Annotated in this window: 16 protein-coding genes and 1 riboswitch; of the genes, 10 read left to right on the top strand and 6 right to left on the bottom strand. The window is 41.8% G+C overall.

Features of this window, described 5'->3' with window-relative positions:
• The first annotated feature begins 259 nt into the window (after positions 1–259).
• Both BR02_RS15470 and BR02_RS0110470 read left to right on the top strand, forming a co-directional pair.
• Positions 260–412, top strand: coding sequence for a hypothetical protein (locus BR02_RS15470; RefSeq protein ID WP_157834946.1), 153 nt, complete (start codon positions 260–262; stop codon positions 410–412).
• A 97-nt stretch (positions 413–509) separates the two neighbouring features.
• Positions 510–902, top strand: a complete 393-nt coding sequence (locus tag BR02_RS0110470; protein WP_157834958.1) for a hypothetical protein — start codon at positions 510–512, stop codon at positions 900–902.
• 118 nt (positions 903–1,020) lie between these two features.
• Here the strand turns inward: BR02_RS0110470 and BR02_RS16025 are convergent, their stop codons facing one another.
• On the bottom strand, positions 1,021–1,149 hold the full coding sequence (locus BR02_RS16025; protein WP_274377131.1) for a hypothetical protein: 129 nt from the start codon (positions 1,147–1,149) through the stop codon (positions 1,021–1,023).
• Between the two features lie 366 nt (positions 1,150–1,515).
• On the opposite strand from BR02_RS16025, the gene BR02_RS0110480 reads away from it, so the two are divergent.
• From BR02_RS0110480 to BR02_RS0110495, 4 genes are all read left to right on the top strand, one after another.
• The gene (locus BR02_RS0110480; protein ID WP_031516880.1) at positions 1,516–2,184 is read left to right on the top strand and encodes a rubredoxin; all 669 of its coding nucleotides are present in this window, start codon (positions 1,516–1,518) and stop codon (positions 2,182–2,184) included.
• A 4-nt stretch (positions 2,185–2,188) separates the two neighbouring features.
• The gene (gene rbr, locus BR02_RS16030; protein ID WP_084171019.1) at positions 2,189–3,346 is read left to right on the top strand and encodes a rubrerythrin; all 1,158 of its coding nucleotides are present in this window, start codon (positions 2,189–2,191) and stop codon (positions 3,344–3,346) included.
• 81 nt (positions 3,347–3,427) lie between these two features.
• A riboswitch (guanidine-I (ykkC/yxkD leader) is annotated at positions 3,428–3,524 on the top strand.
• A gap of 65 nt (positions 3,525–3,589) precedes the next feature.
• Entirely contained in the window at positions 3,590–3,931 is a 342-nt protein-coding gene (locus BR02_RS0110490) for a DMT family transporter (RefSeq protein ID WP_031516884.1), read from the top strand.
• Entirely contained in the window at positions 3,931–4,245 is a 315-nt protein-coding gene (locus tag BR02_RS0110495) for a DMT family transporter (RefSeq protein ID WP_031516886.1), read from the top strand. The genes BR02_RS0110490 and BR02_RS0110495 overlap by 1 nt, the downstream gene beginning before the upstream one ends.
• 153 nt (positions 4,246–4,398) lie before the next feature.
• Here the strand turns inward: BR02_RS0110495 and BR02_RS0110500 are convergent, their stop codons facing one another.
• The 3 genes from BR02_RS0110500 to BR02_RS0110510 are packed head-to-tail and all read right to left on the bottom strand — an operon-like array spanning position 4,399 to position 8,670.
• Entirely contained in the window at positions 4,399–5,568 is a 1,170-nt protein-coding gene (locus BR02_RS0110500; protein ID WP_031516888.1) for an efflux RND transporter periplasmic adaptor subunit, read from the bottom strand.
• A 13-nt stretch (positions 5,569–5,581) separates the two neighbouring features.
• Positions 5,582–7,960: an ABC transporter permease gene (locus BR02_RS0110505; protein ID WP_031516889.1), complete on the bottom strand. Its 2,379-nt coding sequence runs from the start codon at positions 7,958–7,960 to the stop codon at positions 5,582–5,584.
• Entirely contained in the window at positions 7,960–8,670 is a 711-nt protein-coding gene (locus tag BR02_RS0110510) for an ABC transporter ATP-binding protein (protein ID WP_031516891.1), read from the bottom strand. Before BR02_RS0110510 ends, BR02_RS0110505 begins: the two co-directional genes overlap by 1 nt.
• A 170-nt stretch (positions 8,671–8,840) precedes the next feature.
• Here BR02_RS0110510 and BR02_RS0110515 point away from each other — a divergent pair, with 170 nt between their 5' ends.
• Together BR02_RS0110515 and BR02_RS0110520 are read left to right on the top strand one after the other, a co-directional pair.
• Positions 8,841–9,443, top strand: coding sequence for a TetR/AcrR family transcriptional regulator (locus tag BR02_RS0110515; protein WP_031516892.1), 603 nt, complete (start codon positions 8,841–8,843; stop codon positions 9,441–9,443).
• Between the two features lie 102 nt (positions 9,444–9,545).
• Positions 9,546–11,093 (top strand): glycosyltransferase family 2 protein, encoded by a 1,548-nt coding sequence (locus tag BR02_RS0110520; RefSeq protein ID WP_031516893.1) that lies wholly within the window; start codon positions 9,546–9,548, stop codon positions 11,091–11,093.
• A gap of 25 nt (positions 11,094–11,118) precedes the next feature.
• Here BR02_RS0110520 and BR02_RS0110525 read toward each other — a convergent pair whose 3' ends face one another.
• Together BR02_RS0110525 and BR02_RS0110530 are read right to left on the bottom strand one after the other, a co-directional pair.
• Positions 11,119–12,723: an ABC transporter permease gene (locus tag BR02_RS0110525; protein ID WP_031516894.1), complete on the bottom strand. Its 1,605-nt coding sequence runs from the start codon at positions 12,721–12,723 to the stop codon at positions 11,119–11,121.
• Positions 12,724–13,617: an ABC transporter ATP-binding protein gene (locus BR02_RS0110530; protein ID WP_031516895.1), complete on the bottom strand. Its 894-nt coding sequence runs from the start codon at positions 13,615–13,617 to the stop codon at positions 12,724–12,726.
• Between the two features lie 195 nt (positions 13,618–13,812).
• On the opposite strand from BR02_RS0110530, the gene BR02_RS0110535 reads away from it, so the two are divergent.
• Both BR02_RS0110535 and BR02_RS14865 read left to right on the top strand, forming a co-directional pair.
• Entirely contained in the window at positions 13,813–14,694 is an 882-nt protein-coding gene (locus BR02_RS0110535; protein WP_031516896.1) for a DUF6385 domain-containing protein, read from the top strand.
• Positions 14,695–14,724: 30 nt separating this feature from the next.
• Positions 14,725–15,492, top strand: coding sequence for a DUF6385 domain-containing protein (locus BR02_RS14865; protein ID WP_051688276.1), 768 nt, complete (start codon positions 14,725–14,727; stop codon positions 15,490–15,492).
• The last annotated feature ends 23 nt before the right edge of the window (positions 15,493–15,515 follow it).

Consider the following 15,515-nt stretch of genomic DNA (forward strand, 5'->3'; position numbering starts at 1 on the left):
CTTCTGAACCATTTAAAGTTCTTCCGAAGTAAATAAAGTTCTTCAGAAACCACTCCTGTCAAAGGGGTGGTTTTTTCCATTTTTACAGTCATGGGTAAGGGTTATAAGGGAAAGAAAACAGGAGTGAAAAGGCGGGCAGAAAACAGGAAGAATACCAGGGCCAAGGATTAAGGAGTATGAGAAAACTCCTGAAACAGTTGATAATACTGGGTTTAAAGCAGGGAAAGAGACAGGGGTTAAGACAGGGGTTAATGTTCAAGTGAGAAAGGGGAAAAGAGGAAAAAGGAAAAAAGGGGGAGAAAAGGGGAGGAGAAAAATTGATTTTTTAAATATAAAATTGGAAATTTTGAGGGCAGTTTCAGAAGAACTTTATTATCCTAAGCTGTCTGACAATTTGATTTTAAGGGGTTAAAAAATTGGAGGGGAAAGGGGGAGAAAGGAGTTTCAGAAGAACTTTCCCAACGGTAGAATGCGGGTTTGCGGGGTATGTTTCGGAAGAACTTTATTTTGTGGGAACATTTGTGGCTTGCAGTATCAGCGGGGCTAACCTTTGGAAAACCGGATTCCAAGCTATGAAGTTGGGCGTTACAGTCTTTATAATTCCAATTGCCTTTGTTTACAACCCCGCCCTTTTGATGTTTGGTACTGTCGGAGAAATAGTAATCTCTTTCGGTATAGTTGTGGTAGGCGGAGTCTTTTTAGCTGCAGCCCTGCAAGGATATTTTTTCAAGGATATGGGTATTGCAGAAAGGCTTATGGTTGGTTTCGGCGGGGTTTTATTTATACTTAGTTCGGTTACGTATGCATTTGTCGCCTTAGGTTTGGGGCTAATCGCGTGCGGACTGGCCTTAAACTGGTTTAAAAGGTCTACCGTTAATAAAGTGGTAAACGTAAATAAGTAGTAATCATCTAGATGGTACACACTATTCCGTCGGGTGGGGTGGGGCTTTGCCCCACCCCACCATTTAGGTAGGCCCGCAAAAAAACCAAAAGGGAACTTCCTTTGACAAAATCATTGTTTTACTTCTTATCTTTATTTAAGGTAGTAAGCTCATCCAATTTACTGAAAATTAATTCTTCATTCCGGCGTCTTTGTGCTGCATTGTTAACTATTTCCATGGCTGTCCCTCTTCCACCTTCATAAGTCAAATCATGGTCAACACTATAAACAACAAAACCACCCGCGAGGGTGTTTTTTTGTATAAGTTTATATTCTTACCCTGCTTGCTCGTTTTTACCAAATAAGTGACAGACATCTAATCTTATTTAACAAATACATAGGCGTGTATCGTATTGATTTATTAAGAAGGCTATTTTAATATATATTAGGAAGGATATTGCGCATCATTTGTTAAATTTAGTAATTTAGAAAAGTTTTTATTTTTTAGTTGCTCTTTAAGTCAAGGTATGATATGGTAATTATAATTGCTATTAATTAATAATAATTATAATTTAATAGCGGTTATCTTTATGGCAGTATCCACGAGTTTTTCAAGGACAAAGGAGGTAAAGGGTGTGGGGAAATACGAATGTACTGTTTGCGGATATGTATACGATGAAGCAAAGGGTATTCCCGAAGCGAGTATTGGGCCGGGCACAGCATGGGCAGATGTACCTGAAGATTGGGTCTGCCCCCTATGTGGCGCAACAAAAGCTGAATTTAAAAAGCAAGGCGAGTCCAATGGGATTTTGAAAAAAAAGCCGGTATCTGTGGTTGAGGCATCAGGAGATATGAAGGACTTGTCTCCGTTAGAAGCCAGTGCCCTCTGTTCAAATCTGGCACGGGGATGTAAAATGCAGTACAAACCGGAGGCAGCTGCTCTCTTTGGGGAAGTGGCAGCTTATTTTAAGGGGGCAGCATCACCGGCAAAGGATCCCGATATTGACAAACTGATTTCGCTGCTCGAAAAAGATCTTGAAGAAGGTTTTCCAAATGCAAATGCAGTGGCATCCGAGGCAAAGGATCGCGGAGCCATGCGTGCACTTGTATGGAGTGAGAAGGTTACACGGATTTTAAAGTCGCTGCTGGTTCGCTATCAGAAAGAGGGCGAAGCAATGCTTGAAAACGCAGATATTAATGTTTGCACCATATGTGGATTTGTTTACATAGGAGACATTCCACCGGAAATTTGTCCGGTTTGCAAGGTGCCAAACTGGAAATTTGAAAAGGTGGAAGGGAGGTAATTATATGAGTCGGAAACATGCAGTTAGAAATATACGCCTATGTACTAAAGACTGTTTGTGTCTTTATGTCTGCCCCACCGGCGCAACAGATACAGAGAACAGTATCATTGATGTTTCGAAATGCATTGGCTGTGGGGATTGTGCTGACGCCTGCCCCTCCGGTGCAATTTCCTTGGTGCCGGTAGAATATCCACCCCAGCAGGTAAAATCCGAAGCAGTAATAAATGTGATGAGGGCACTCTTGCGCAGCAAGACAGAGCAAGAAAATATTGCTTCAGGTTTACCCGGCAGGCTTGGCAAAGCAATCGAAATGTCCAATCGTATCATGGCGGAAGACCTCATTCGGGAAGCGGGTTATATGCTTCCCCAGAGTCAAAATGCTAAGGATTTTTTACAGTCACTGGTTGATAAGAAACAGCCGGATGATTTTCCCATTGAAGTTGTAAAAAAATTGTTGGATCGTTATAATAAAAATATTATTATACAGGAGGATAAAAAAATGGTTAAATATCGTTGTACTGTTTGTGGTTATATTCATGAAGGAGAATTACCGGAGGATTTTAAATGTCCCAAATGCAAGAAACCTGCTTCGGTATTTGTATTAGTGGAAGAAAAAGCAGAAGCGGTAAACAAGTATGCCGGAACTAAGACGGAAAAGAATTTATTGGAGGCTTTTGCAGGAGAAAGTCAGGCACGAAATAAATATACGTATTTTGCAAGTATTGCCCAAAGGGAAGGCTTTGATCAGCTGGCTGAAATCTTTTTGAAAACAGCAAGAAATGAGCAGGAGCATGCTCGGATTTGGCTTGAGGAACTAGGGCTTTTAGGAAACACAGCTGAAAACCTTTTACAAGCGGCAGAAGGCGAGAATTATGAATGGACAGATATGTATGATCGCTTTGCAAAGGATGCCGAGGAAGAAGGGTTTAAGGAATTAGCTGAAAAGTTCCGTAGAGTTGCTGCCATTGAAAAGGCGCACGAAGAACGCTATCGTGCTTTACTAAAGAATGTAGAGATGAAGCAGGTATTTGAAAAGGACGTAGAAACCATGTGGGAATGCCGTGTTTGCGGTCATCTTGTGGAAGGGAAAAAAGCCCCGGATGTATGTCCGGTCTGCAAATACAGCCAAAGTTATTTTGAGGTAAGAAAAGAAAACTATTAATAAACTCCTCAAACACAATTTGCTAATATTTAGCTATTGAAATAATGTCAGTTTTATGTAATATATAAGTAAATGCATAGTCTAGATGTTTTCTAGGGTTCCGCAACTGATTGTTGGTCTGGTCCGAGAGAAAACTCACAGTTTTACTGTGTCACGGAAGGATAAAAGCCTGGGAGATAACTATTTAAAGTTTCTCTCAGGCTTTTGTTTTTCAGGGCAGTAATAAGATTGGAGGTTGTTTAGATGAACGCAAATTGGATTAAAGTATTTTTTGCTGCATTTTTTGAGGTCTTATGGGTTATTGGATTGAAGCATGCCAATGATTTTTGGACTTGGACCGGTACCGTTATATCTATTATCATCAGCTTTTATGTATTGATTATGGCGGGGCGAAAACTGCCCGTGGGAACTGTATATGCGGTTTTTGTCGGGCTGGGCACAGCAGGCACTGTTATTTCCGAAATACTTTTCTTCGGTGAACCATTCAAACTGAGTAAAGTACTTTTAATTTTACTCTTGTTAGCCGGTGTAATTGGTTTGAAAGTGGTTACAAAGGATGATGTTCAGGAGGTGGCCGATTCCTAATGGCGTGGGTTTCTTTAGTTTTAGCAGGGTTATTTGAAACCTTTGGTGTTCTTATGATAAATAAGTTTCATAAGGATCGGGATTGGAAATCAATTGTGTTATTAGTTATCGGATTTGGGGCAAGCTTTACATTTTTATCCCTGGCAATGAAAACGCTGCCCATGGGTACAGCTTATGCAATTTGGACCGGAATTGGCGCCTCCGGTGGAGCCATTTTAGGTATGGTTCTGTATGGAGAATCTAAAGACTGGAGAAGAATTATCTTTATTGGCATGGTTATATTTGCTGCAATCGGTCTTAGGCTTGTTTCATAAAAAACCAGGCCGCTAAAGGCCAGGAATGACAAGGGATTGATATGCTCCCCCTTGAGTAGACACCTGAAATAACAAAAATTCAGGACTAGGCAAGGGGGAGCGGTTCAGGATTGTGATGCCTGGCTTTTATGGAGTGGACTGACACCGGCCAGGTTATTCTATCAATTTAACTTTGCTTCCTTGAGATAAATTAATACCGCCGTCCCGGATTATGATGTCACCTTCCTTTAGTCCGTTGGTGATTTCCACCTTATCACTGTCTTCTATGCCGGTGGTTACTTGCTGTATCTTTACCCGCCCGTCCTTAACCACCAATACTTCTCTTTTGCCGTCAGCAGAGGTTCGCAGTGATTCCCGGGGGATTATAACAACATTATTACGGCTCATTGTTTCAATGGCTACGGTAACTTCATAACCTGGTTGCAAGTTGGCCGTTTCTTCCAGTGAAATAATCACCGGTACCCGGCGCTGAATGACCCCTAGGGCGGATACCCTTTCCTCTGCCTGGGGATAGATTTCTTTGACTTTACCCGCCAGTACCTGGTTGCCTAGGCCCAGTGATGATACCTTAACCCGCTGGCCAACTTTTACATTGGCCAGATCATCGCTGAGAATATCGGCCTGTACCTCCATCTGATCCCTGGTAGATACAGTTATCAGGTGTTGTCCCAAAGACACAATTTGGTCTTCTTTAACGGCCAATTCCAAAACAATGCCGTCAACCGGGCTTTTTACTACCAGTTGTTGTTCTTTGCTTGATAATTGGCCAATTAGTTCATTGAGCCCTGCTTCCTGGGCCAAGGAGTTTTCCAGCATAGAATTTTGCTCTTCCAACATATGCCGATAGCCTTCCACTGCCAGCCTTGCATCTTCATACTCAACTTGGGTGGCAGCGCCGGCCTGGTGCAACTTTTCCATTCGCTGCAAATGGTTAACGGCATCGTTCAACCTTATCCGGGTCTGTTCTACCGCAGCCCGGGCCGCTTTTACCGAAGCACTTGCTTGAGATAAACGAGAGCGGTACTCACTGATTTGTATTTCTAAATCTTGGTTACTCATGACCACCAGTGTCTGTCCCTCACTGACGGTGGCCCCGGTTTTCACCGGTACATCTACTACCTTAGCCTGTTGCTCAGCAAATAGACGGTGGTAGTTGGCTGGCTGAACATAGCCGGTGTCTTTAACTGTTTGCCTTATTTCGCCAATTACCGCCGGTACAGTATCAACTTCCACACCGCCGGTACTGCTTGCAATAAATACTGCCAAAGCCAATACCAGAGCACCTGCTGCTAAGAGAATTCTGCTTTTCTTATTTAACTTCATTATTACACCCCCCTTAATCCCGATACTTCAATGCTTCTACCATATCCAGTTTCCGGATGCCGCGGTTAGCATATTTGAATGCCACCATGACAAAGATAATCCCACCAATGGCCGAAAGTATGTAAGTCATGGGGTAGATTATTACCGGAATAATAAACATATCGGTGCTCACGGCGTTAATATAACCATGGGCCATGGCGCGGCCGAAGGGTAGCCCTAAGGCTATACCCAGTACCGTTTGTATTGCCGTTTCTTTGAGCAGCAAATTGGAAATTTCTCGGTTGGAAAAACCGATTACCTTTAATGATGCCAATTCATTTTTTCGCTCGTAAAAGTTTATTAGGGATGAATTATAGACAATGGCAAAACCCAGCACACCGGCAAAGATTACCATTACCCCGGTAAAGTAAACCATCATTTCTAAATGTTGGTAAAAATTATCTAACTCTTTTTGGCGGCTGAGTACCGATGAAACCCCAATGATCTTATTCAACTGCTCCTCCACCGGCAAAGCTTTTCCATGTTCCACCTTGAGCATGGCACCGGTGACCACTTGATGTTCACCAATTAAACGGTTAAGCTGCGAAATATTAATATAGCTGCCTCCGCCAACAAATTGCCTGTTAATTCCCATCACGGTTAAGTAATCTTGGTGGGAAGGTCCGATACCCAGTTGGGTTTCAACTTTTACTTTGTCTCCGATGTTAACTCCCAAATCATGGGCAGTGCGGCGGTCCATGAGTATACCGTTGGTCGGCAGCCACAACTGCTGCCCTTGTTCTCCAACCAACATTTTTAGCGAGACATCAGTGGGTAAACCAAGCAATGTATCATCTGCAGTTTTGTCACCGAATGCCATTTTAACGGGCATCTCAAAGATTGGCTCTGTTTTTATTACTCCATCCAATTGGGAAATATATAGCAGTTCATTATCCTTAACCGGGGCATCAAAACGCACTATCAGATCATATTTTTGCTCCCGGTAAAAATGCTGTTCCAAAAGATAGTCTATCGAGTCATTGAAAAACCATGAAACAACCAGTAAACCCACAGCTAATACCACTCCCAGCGTGGTGATGGCAAATCTAAGCCGGTTACGAAGGACACCCCTAAGGGCCATTTTCCATGAAGGATCAAGCCTGCGCCAAAACCAGGGCCAGTTTTCAAAGATTACTTTCCCGGTGCCTTTAGGAGGCTCCGGCCGCATTGCGTGTGCAGCATTTATTTTCAATATGCCCCGGGTGGCAACAAAACCTGCAGCCATAGCCGTGCCCATGCACAGGAAGGCTCCCAGTACAATTGCCGGCATGCTTATGCCGCCCATTGCCTCAGGCAAGTTAAAATAAAGGGCGTAAACCCGGGTTAAATAGCCGGCAAGAACAACACCCAGTACAGAACCCAGCACCAGGCCGGTTACCGCCACCAGCATTGCATATCCGGCGTAATGCCACATAATCTGCCTATTATGGTAGCCCAATGCTTTCATGATACCGATTTGTAATCGTTGGGACTTCACTAGTCTACTGATAATTACAAATTGTATCAGTGCCGCCACCAGTAAAAATATCACAGGCAATGATTGGGAGGTGGTCAGTAATTGATCTAACTCAGCCTGCAATAGGGCATGACTGATTTGATCGTCCCGGGGATAGTTAGTCAGATTGCCGTAGGGTTCCAGGATATTTTCAATTTGTCTTACTGTGGCATCTTTATCGGCACCGGGGGCAAAAATAATCAATATTTGATTGATCTGCCCAGGCAGATTTAAAAATTGTTGGGCCAGGGCGTTGGGCACGTAAAAGATACCAAAGGTTTCATAATCGGGTATCAGGGTGGATGCATCCTTAATAGGGTAAACAAACTCCGGGCCTATGGCAGTACCCGCCACCGTTAAAGTTACTTGTTTGCCTTCGGCAGCAATTGTTAGGGTATCGTTGAAGGATAGTTTGTTAGCCTCGGCGTACTGGGGATCCAAAAGCACTTCGTATTTGCCCCCATGCCCATGCTCATCAAATATCTGACCGGAAGTTATCTCGATACCGTTTATTTCGTTTTCTATGGGCAACCAATAACCTGTTAGCCGGGCGGTGGCCCTTTGATTGTCTTCTTTGAGAACAGGAACATCCTTTTGTATCCGGCCGGTTACCTTAAGTACCCCCGGTAAATCCTCAATGCGGCTGACTATTTCCTGGGGAGCATTAATGACATGAAAATAGTGATCGGCAAAATTGTTATCTTTATAGTATTTATCCTGAGTAGCTTCTAGATTATGATAGGTGGTAACCATTGCAATAAAAACTGTCATGCCAAGCATCACCACAGCCGCCACCGCTAAGAACTGGCCTTTGGTACTTAAAACAGTGCGCCACAGCTTTTTGTTCAGAGAATTCATTACCATTCTATCCTTTCCGGCGGCAGCGGCTCAGCATTTTCAATTATTTCGGTAACAACACCGCTGCGCATCCGAATTACCCTATTGGCCATATTCCCAATGGCACTGTTGTGAGTGACAATGACCACGGTACTGCCATACTGGCGGTTGAATTTGAGCAGTAAATCTAAAATTTTCTTGCCGGTTTTATCATCCAGTGCCCCTGTGGGCTCGTCACATAACAAGAGTTGAGGTTTTTTAACTGCTGCCCGGGCAATTGATACCCGCTGTTGTTCACCGCCGCTCAACTGCGAGGGGAAATGATCCATTCTGTCACTGAGACCAACTTCCCCCAATATTTCCTCGGTGTACAGGGGTTCATCAACTAAATTGGCGGCTAACTCCACATTTTCCCTGCTTGTGAGGTCGTAAATAAGGTTATAGAATTGAAACACAAAACCAATTTCTGTCCTGCGAAATTCAGTAAGCTCTGCATCTCCCGCCTGGCTGAGAACTTGGTTGCCGTATAGCACTTTGCCGCCGGTGGGCAAATCCAAGCCTCCCATGATATTGAGTAAGGTGCTCTTGCCTGAGCCGCTGGGCCCCAAAATTACCATTAACTCACCCTGGTATATATCTAGGGAGGTTTCCTTTAAAGCCTCCACCTTTACTTCTCCCATTTGGTACACCTTGGTGACCTGTTCCAATTTCATCAAAACCTTTTTACTCATTACCTTGCCTCCAATAGCAATCTATATGGGTGGTGGCCCTTGGATTATGAAATATTTGTCTTGTTATATTTCATAATACTAAAGTATTGATCCAATGGCAACAAGTTATGAAATATTATATTTGAAATATTTCATAACTAATAGTATTCTAAAGGGGGAGGGGAAGAATCTTGAATGGATTTGAGCGACGCAGGGAAAGAAAAAAGGAAAGCATTCGCCAGGCAGCAGTGGACCTATTTACTAAGTTTGGTGAGAAAAGCGTCAGCGTTGCTAAAATTGCTAAAAAGGCAAAGGTGTCGCAAGTAACCATATACAACTATTTTGGCAGTAAAGAAAATCTCTACTATGAAGCAATTGAGTTATTCTTAGATAAAGTTTTGCAAGATATTAAAGAATTGCTGGAAAGTGATTTGCCTTACCCTCAAAAAATAGAACAACTTGTTTTTGAAAGTATTAAATATGAGCGCACCATTAGCCCGGAATTCATTAAATCACTAAATATAAAAGAACCGACAATTACCGGAATTGTGGAGAACTTTGCTAACAATAGGTATATTCCATTATTGCTGAACTTTATTGAACAGGGTAAAGTTGAAGGTTATGTGAACAAGGAAATTTCCGCAGAAGCCATATTGCTCTATATAAGAGCATTTAAACTCTTAAAAGAATCAGAGATACTTACCGATTATGAAAACAAAAAACATTTATCCAAGGAATTAATGGAATTATTTTTCTATGGCCTCATGGGAAGTCCAAAAAACTCGCCAACTTGATAATTGGCGAGTTTTTCTAATGCAAATAATTGAGTGCTTAACATAAAGCGGCGGCGCTTTTAATAAACAATATAAGGACCTTAGTTGGGGAGGAATAGAAAAATGACTAAAGTTTTGGTGGGAAGTGCTGTCCGTCAAAGGCCGGCAATTTTAAAGGCTTTTTTAACCTCATTAATTAACCTTGATAAGTCGGGCTTAATTGTTGATTATGTTTTTGTAAACGACAATGATGTTGTTGAATCGGAAAACATATTAACTAAGTTTTCGGTTCCTAAAGGCAAGGTTACTATTTTCAATGGAGAGAGGTATGGTACCTATTATTGTGACAGCAACACCCACCGGTGGATGGATGGGCTGATTTGGAAGGTTGCCGAATATAAAGACAAAATTATAAGTTATGCCAGGGAAAAGGGCTATGCTTATCTTTTTCTGATTGATTCCGATATTGTCTTACATCCCCAAACGCTGCTTCATTTAATAAATTGCAAAAAGGATATTATATCCGAAATTTTTTGGACCAAATGGCAGCCGGACCTGCCGTCCCTTCCACAGGTTTGGGTCTCTGATAAATACACCTTATATTACAAACAAAAAAGTGAAAGTCTTACAAAGGAAGAGATAAAAAGTAGAACAGTGGGTTTTTTACACTGCCTTAAAATACCGGGGGTCTATGAAGTTGGCGGTTTGGGTGCCTGTACACTGTTAAGCAAAAAGGCATTGAGGGCAAAGGTCGGTTTTAAAGAAATTCCTAATCTGTCCTTCTGGGGGGAAGACCGGCACTTTTGCATTCGTGCAGCAGCCTTAGGATTTAAGCTGTATGTGGATACCTGTTATCCTGCCTATCATATTTACAGGGAAGAAGACTTGGCCGGGGTTGAATCTTTCCTTGATGAAAGCCGTAGAAACCCGGTGGTTTATCAAAAAGACAGCTTTCTGCGAACCAATACAAAGGCGCAAAACAATAAATTAACCCTTTCTATGCTGGTGAGAAATGAAGCCCAAAGGTATCTAAAGGAAGTGTTAGAAAATGCCCTGCAGTATATTGATGAAGCTGTAATTTTAGACGACGCCAGCGATGATAACACAGTGGAGGTGTGTAAAGAGGTATTAAAAGAAATTCCCTTGACTATAATTTCCAATGATCAGCAAAAGTATCCAGACGAGCTATCCCTAAGAAAACAACTGTGGGATTTAACCCTGTCCACCGGTCCCGATTGGATTTTAACCTTAGATGCCGATGAAGTTTTTGAAGACTTGGCTAAAGAAGAGATGAAAAAATTAATAAACCAACCGTACTACGATTACTACGCCTTTCGACTCTATGACATGTGGGATGAAAACCATTATCGGGAAGATAAATATTGGCAGGCACATTTTCATTACCGGCCCTTCCTGCTAAGATACCAACCAAACTTTCAGTATATTTGGCGGAAGACACCTATCCACTGTAGGTTTCCTGTAAATATCCACCACTTGCCCGGAGCCATCAGCAGACTAAGATTAAAGCATTTGGGCTGGGCAGACCCCAAATATAGAGCAGAGAAGTATCATAGGTATATGAAATATGATCCCCAGGGTAAATACGGGGTAATGGAGCAGTATCAGTCAATATTAGACCCAAACCCGCGCTTAATAAGGTGGGAAGAATAAAGAAGGAGTATCAACATTAGGTTAATTACCCATGAAGGTCCCGTTTGTTATAGCCTATAAAGCCAATCACTGAAAATGCCAGCGCAATTGCAGTTAGTACTGACATACTTGTGTAATTTATATCTTCAATTGGTACTTGGGGAATATGACCGAAGGGTGATATGTTAGTCACCCAATGGGGGAGTTGAAGTAAGCTGCCCAAATATGTTCCGAAAAATGAATATGCTAAATATAACCAAACTAGATCTGCTATTCTCGGCACAAGGCCAATAAGAAATACTGCAATACCGATACTTACCCACATGGCCGGCAGATAAACCACGGCGGCACTGAACATAGTGGCAAAGGGAATTGGGTTATCCATTGCTGCTGTTCCGGCAAGCCACAGGCCCAGTACAGCCAGCAACAATAAAAAGAAACTTGCGGTAAAGGAAATAGAAAAATAACTTCCCATCATACGGCTGCGGGAAACTGCCCGGGTTAACAAATGTTCTGTAAGATTTCTTTTTTCTTCTCCCCTGAGCTTTAAAAGCGTCATAACAACCGGAATGGTACAAATAATAGCAATGGTTGACATCAAAAGTGATAAAAATTGTTCTGTTACTGAAAAACCTTCTACAGGTGCAATTAGCTTTCGCATCATTTGGTTTTTTCCAATGAAGGTTTCTAAATCACCCAATACAGATCCATATGAAATTCCTAAAAGAAATAAACCGATTGCCCAGGCAATTATTGCTGTGCGCTGAAGTTTTAATGCCAGGCCAAGGGGACTTTGTAAAAAGGCAGAGGCATTTTTTCTTCCTGGTTTTGCCGGTAAAAATCCGGCACCTAAATCACGGCTTTTATTTAAATAAAGGGCTGTCGAGAAAAAGATCAATGCAATAACTGTGGTTAATAATACTGGCCACCAGTAATTATTTACATACACTTCAGTACGTAATATCCAACCCAGTGGTGACAACCATGAAAGAGCTTCTACGCTGACATCTCCGATGGCACGAATAAGATAAGCCATCCCCAACAGCGCCAAGGAAAAACCAATGGTGCCTTGGGAACTCTCTGAAAGCTGGGCAAACAATGCCGTTGTTGAGGCGAAAAAGCTCCCTATTGCAGCCAATGTAACTGCATATAAAATTGAACCTTCTAAATCTATACTTTCAATACCAAGTAGAAGCAGTCCGAAAGCTATTAATAGGGCTAACAAAACATTTGTTCCAAATACAAATAAGCCGGTGGCGGTTAAATTAGATAAACGCCCAAGGTTAAGGGAGCGCAGCATCTCCAGGCGACCATTCTCTTCATCTTCCCGTGTATGACGTGTAACAAATAAAATATTCATAATGGATACGGCTATGGAAGTGAAAAGCAGCATTTGATGAGCCATCATTGCCCCTATTGTATAATTATCTATCCCGTATACAGGGCCGACCATGGCAATCATGGCTGGGTTAAGCATGGTTTCTGCTATTGCCTGCCTTTCTTGCTCTGTTGCATATAAGCCGCTGAAGGCAGAAGCAGTAATTACGGTAATTAGAGTTACAAGGAATAGCCAAAGGGGAAAAGGGATGCGGTCCCGGCGTACAATGAAATGCACAAGTGTTACTGTGTTATGAAATAATTGTTTCGACACCTATGATATACCCCCAACTCCTTTATAATGGCGCATAAATAAATCTTCCAAGGTGGGCGGTGCACTTTCTAATTTGACAATTTCGAATTGACTTAAGTACTTCATAACGCCACTTAACTCTTCTGTATCCACCTGAAAGGAAAGGACCTGGCCCTTTTCTTCAATATTATGAACACCCTTTAATTCTTTTAAAGATTTTATTGGCTGCTTTGTCTCTACAAGCATACTGGTTCTTGTTAAATGACGCAGTTCATCTAAAGTACCTGTTTCAATAATTTGCCCCCGGCGGATGATGCCAACTTTATCACACAGGCGCTCAATTTCAGATAAAATGTGACTGGAAAGCAGCACACTTTTTCCCGCCATTCTAGCTTCCATTACGCATTCTTGAAAGACCCTTTCCATTAGGGGATCAAGGCCTGAGGTCGGTTCATCTAAAATATAAAGATCAGCATCCGGTGCAAAGGCTGCAATAAGGGCAACTTTTTGCCGATTGCCCTTTGAATAGGTTTTGCATTTTTTGGATGGATCTAAGTTAAATTTTTCAATGAGTTCCTCCCGGCGATTTTTATTATTGGAACCGCGCAGTTTTATAAATAAATCGATTACTTCACCGCCGGTAAGGTTGGGCCATAGATTTACATCGCCGGGCACATATGCAATCCTTTTATGAATTTCCACTGCATCGTGCCAGGCGTCCTTGCCAAATACTCTGGCTTCACCTTCACTGGCTTTTAAAAGACCTAATAATATTCTGATTGTGGTAGATTTTCCTGCCCCGTTTGGACCTATAAAGCCGTAAATTTCCCCTTTGCTCACTTCTATGTTAACCCTATCTAAGGCAGTAAAATTGCCAAATCTTTTTGTTAAGTTAATTGTTTTCAGAACCGCCATTTTCCGCCCCCCTTAAAAAAGAGTATCTTCGTAAATTCGGTTGGCTATTCATAGCAATGAAAGAGGGGGTAGATATATTGAGAAGTTTTTTGAGGGGAGTTAGATGCGGCCGACAAAATGAAACATGAATAATATCACGTTTGTGGAAGGGATTCATAAATTATAATAAATAACTGTGTAAAGGTGTTATATAAAATGAAAAAATATATTATTCCGGCAGAAAGGGATACATTCATAGTAACCCGCGAGAAGGAATATACCGCATGTCATTCGCCTTATTTACTTGTTGGGGCAGCGGGCCGTCAAAAGTTTTACTCATATATATATTTTAGGCTCTCTTCTATTCCATCCAGACTTTCGATTATATCTGCCAAGTTAAATCTATATTTTGATGTTCCACCATATAAAGGCAGGCCCCCTTCTTCGCTAATTCTAAAGTTATTAAAGGACGGGTTTTGTGATTGTAAAACTAAATATTTTAATCGACCGAACTTATTGGCGGAACCACAAAAAAATGTACCTATTCCCAAGGACTTTTCTATGGTTAGCATTGATGTCACTGATATTATTAATAAATGGCGGTTAAATGGGGCTGAAAATATAGGATTTGCATTGTTACCGGATAGGTGCCATAGCAATGGAGTAATTGTCATTAACAGTATAGATGGTATTGATGATTCCTTGGTTCCAAGCCTCACAGTAGATACCATCGATCCGGGCCTTGGTTTAATATGCCGAGCCGATAATTTTAAAGAGAAGAGGCTTGTGACTGTGGAAGAAAAGCATAGCAGCACCAGGGAGGTGTGGCATTATTCAATTTTTAGTTATATAGTAAAAAACATTGGTACAAAGAAAGTAATAATTCAGTTACAAAACAGTCCAGACGGTATAAATTTTATTGACGAAGAACCGGCCTTTTTATTAAAGCCGGGTCAGACAGACATTTTCGTAAATACCTTTTTTGCGAGATTCGGCAGACTAAAATATAAACTGTCACCGGGCGAGGATGGATTAGGGAAAATTAAAATTTGGCTACAGGGCAAGGGTAACACTTTTACCCTCGGAAACATAGGCTAATATTACCAAAATATGGGGGAGGTTAAAATAATGCCTAATTTTTCAGTATTTAATTTTGACCCAGATAGGCTAAGGGTTAAAATCTTTGGTTCAGAGGATGTGCCAATTAAAACTGACAGCGACGGTAATTTAGATATTCGCGATTTAAGTGAAGCTCAAGATTCCATACTAATCTATGGTTTTGACGGCACCGAAAATGTGGCCATCAGAACAGATGATGAGGGCCGCTTGGATATTCGTGGTTTAAGTGAAGCTCAAGATTCCATACTAATCTATGGTTTTGACGGCACCGAAAATGTGGCCATCAGAACAGATGATGAGGGCCGCTTGGATATTCGTGGTTTAAGTGAAGCCCGGGATTCCATACTAATTTATGGTTTTGACGGCAATGAAAACGTGGCCATCAAAACAGATGAAGAGGGTCGGTTGGAAATAGCCGGTATTTCGGAACCCATAACTGCAATTACCACACCTAATTTTAATGAGGAAGTATACACAGAGGTGGTAACTGCTGATGACTTTACCGGTTTAGAATATGAGGATACTGCCACTCAAACGGTGTATAGCTACTTTGTTTATAACAGCGGAGACAATGATGCAGAAGTAAGGTTGGATGTAAGTGCCAACGGGGCTGACAATATATATTTCATTGACGTGGAACCAAGGGTGATTGCATCGGGCGAAACTGACGTTTTTGTACCAAACACCTTTTTGCGTTATACCCGCTTATCTTACCGATCTGCCAATGCCGATGAGGACACAACTTTGGATATTTACTTTCAGACGCAGTCCAGTTAAATACGAATACCAAAAGGGGAGCC

Source organism: Desulfofalx alkaliphila DSM 12257 (assembly GCF_000711975.1).
GTDB classification, from domain to species: Bacteria; Bacillota; Desulfotomaculia; order Desulfotomaculales; family Desulfohalotomaculaceae; genus Desulfofalx; species Desulfofalx alkaliphila.

What these genes read in the sequence shown, in the direction of transcription:
- BR02_RS0110530 (WP_031516895.1), bottom strand. Translation starts at nt 13,617, where the DNA reads ATGGCGGTTCTGAAAACAATTAACTTAACAAAAAGATTTGGCAATTTT.
- BR02_RS0110490 (WP_031516884.1), top strand. Translation starts at nt 3,590, where the DNA reads ATGAACGCAAATTGGATTAAAGTATTTTTTGCTGCATTTTTTGAGGTC.
- BR02_RS0110520 (WP_031516893.1), top strand. Translation starts at nt 9,546, where the DNA reads ATGACTAAAGTTTTGGTGGGAAGTGCTGTCCGTCAAAGGCCGGCAATT.
- rbr (WP_084171019.1), top strand. Translation starts at nt 2,189, where the DNA reads ATGAGTCGGAAACATGCAGTTAGAAATATACGCCTATGTACTAAAGAC.
- BR02_RS0110505 (WP_031516889.1), bottom strand. Translation starts at nt 7,960, where the DNA reads ATGAATTCTCTGAACAAAAAGCTGTGGCGCACTGTTTTAAGTACCAAA.
- BR02_RS0110500 (WP_031516888.1), bottom strand. Translation starts at nt 5,568, where the DNA reads ATGAAGTTAAATAAGAAAAGCAGAATTCTCTTAGCAGCAGGTGCTCTG.
- BR02_RS0110495 (WP_031516886.1), top strand. Translation starts at nt 3,931, where the DNA reads ATGGCGTGGGTTTCTTTAGTTTTAGCAGGGTTATTTGAAACCTTTGGT.
- BR02_RS14865 (WP_051688276.1), top strand. Translation starts at nt 14,725, where the DNA reads ATGCCTAATTTTTCAGTATTTAATTTTGACCCAGATAGGCTAAGGGTT.
- BR02_RS0110510 (WP_031516891.1), bottom strand. Translation starts at nt 8,670, where the DNA reads ATGAGTAAAAAGGTTTTGATGAAATTGGAACAGGTCACCAAGGTGTAC.
- BR02_RS0110535 (WP_031516896.1), top strand. Translation starts at nt 13,813, where the DNA reads ATGAAAAAATATATTATTCCGGCAGAAAGGGATACATTCATAGTAACC.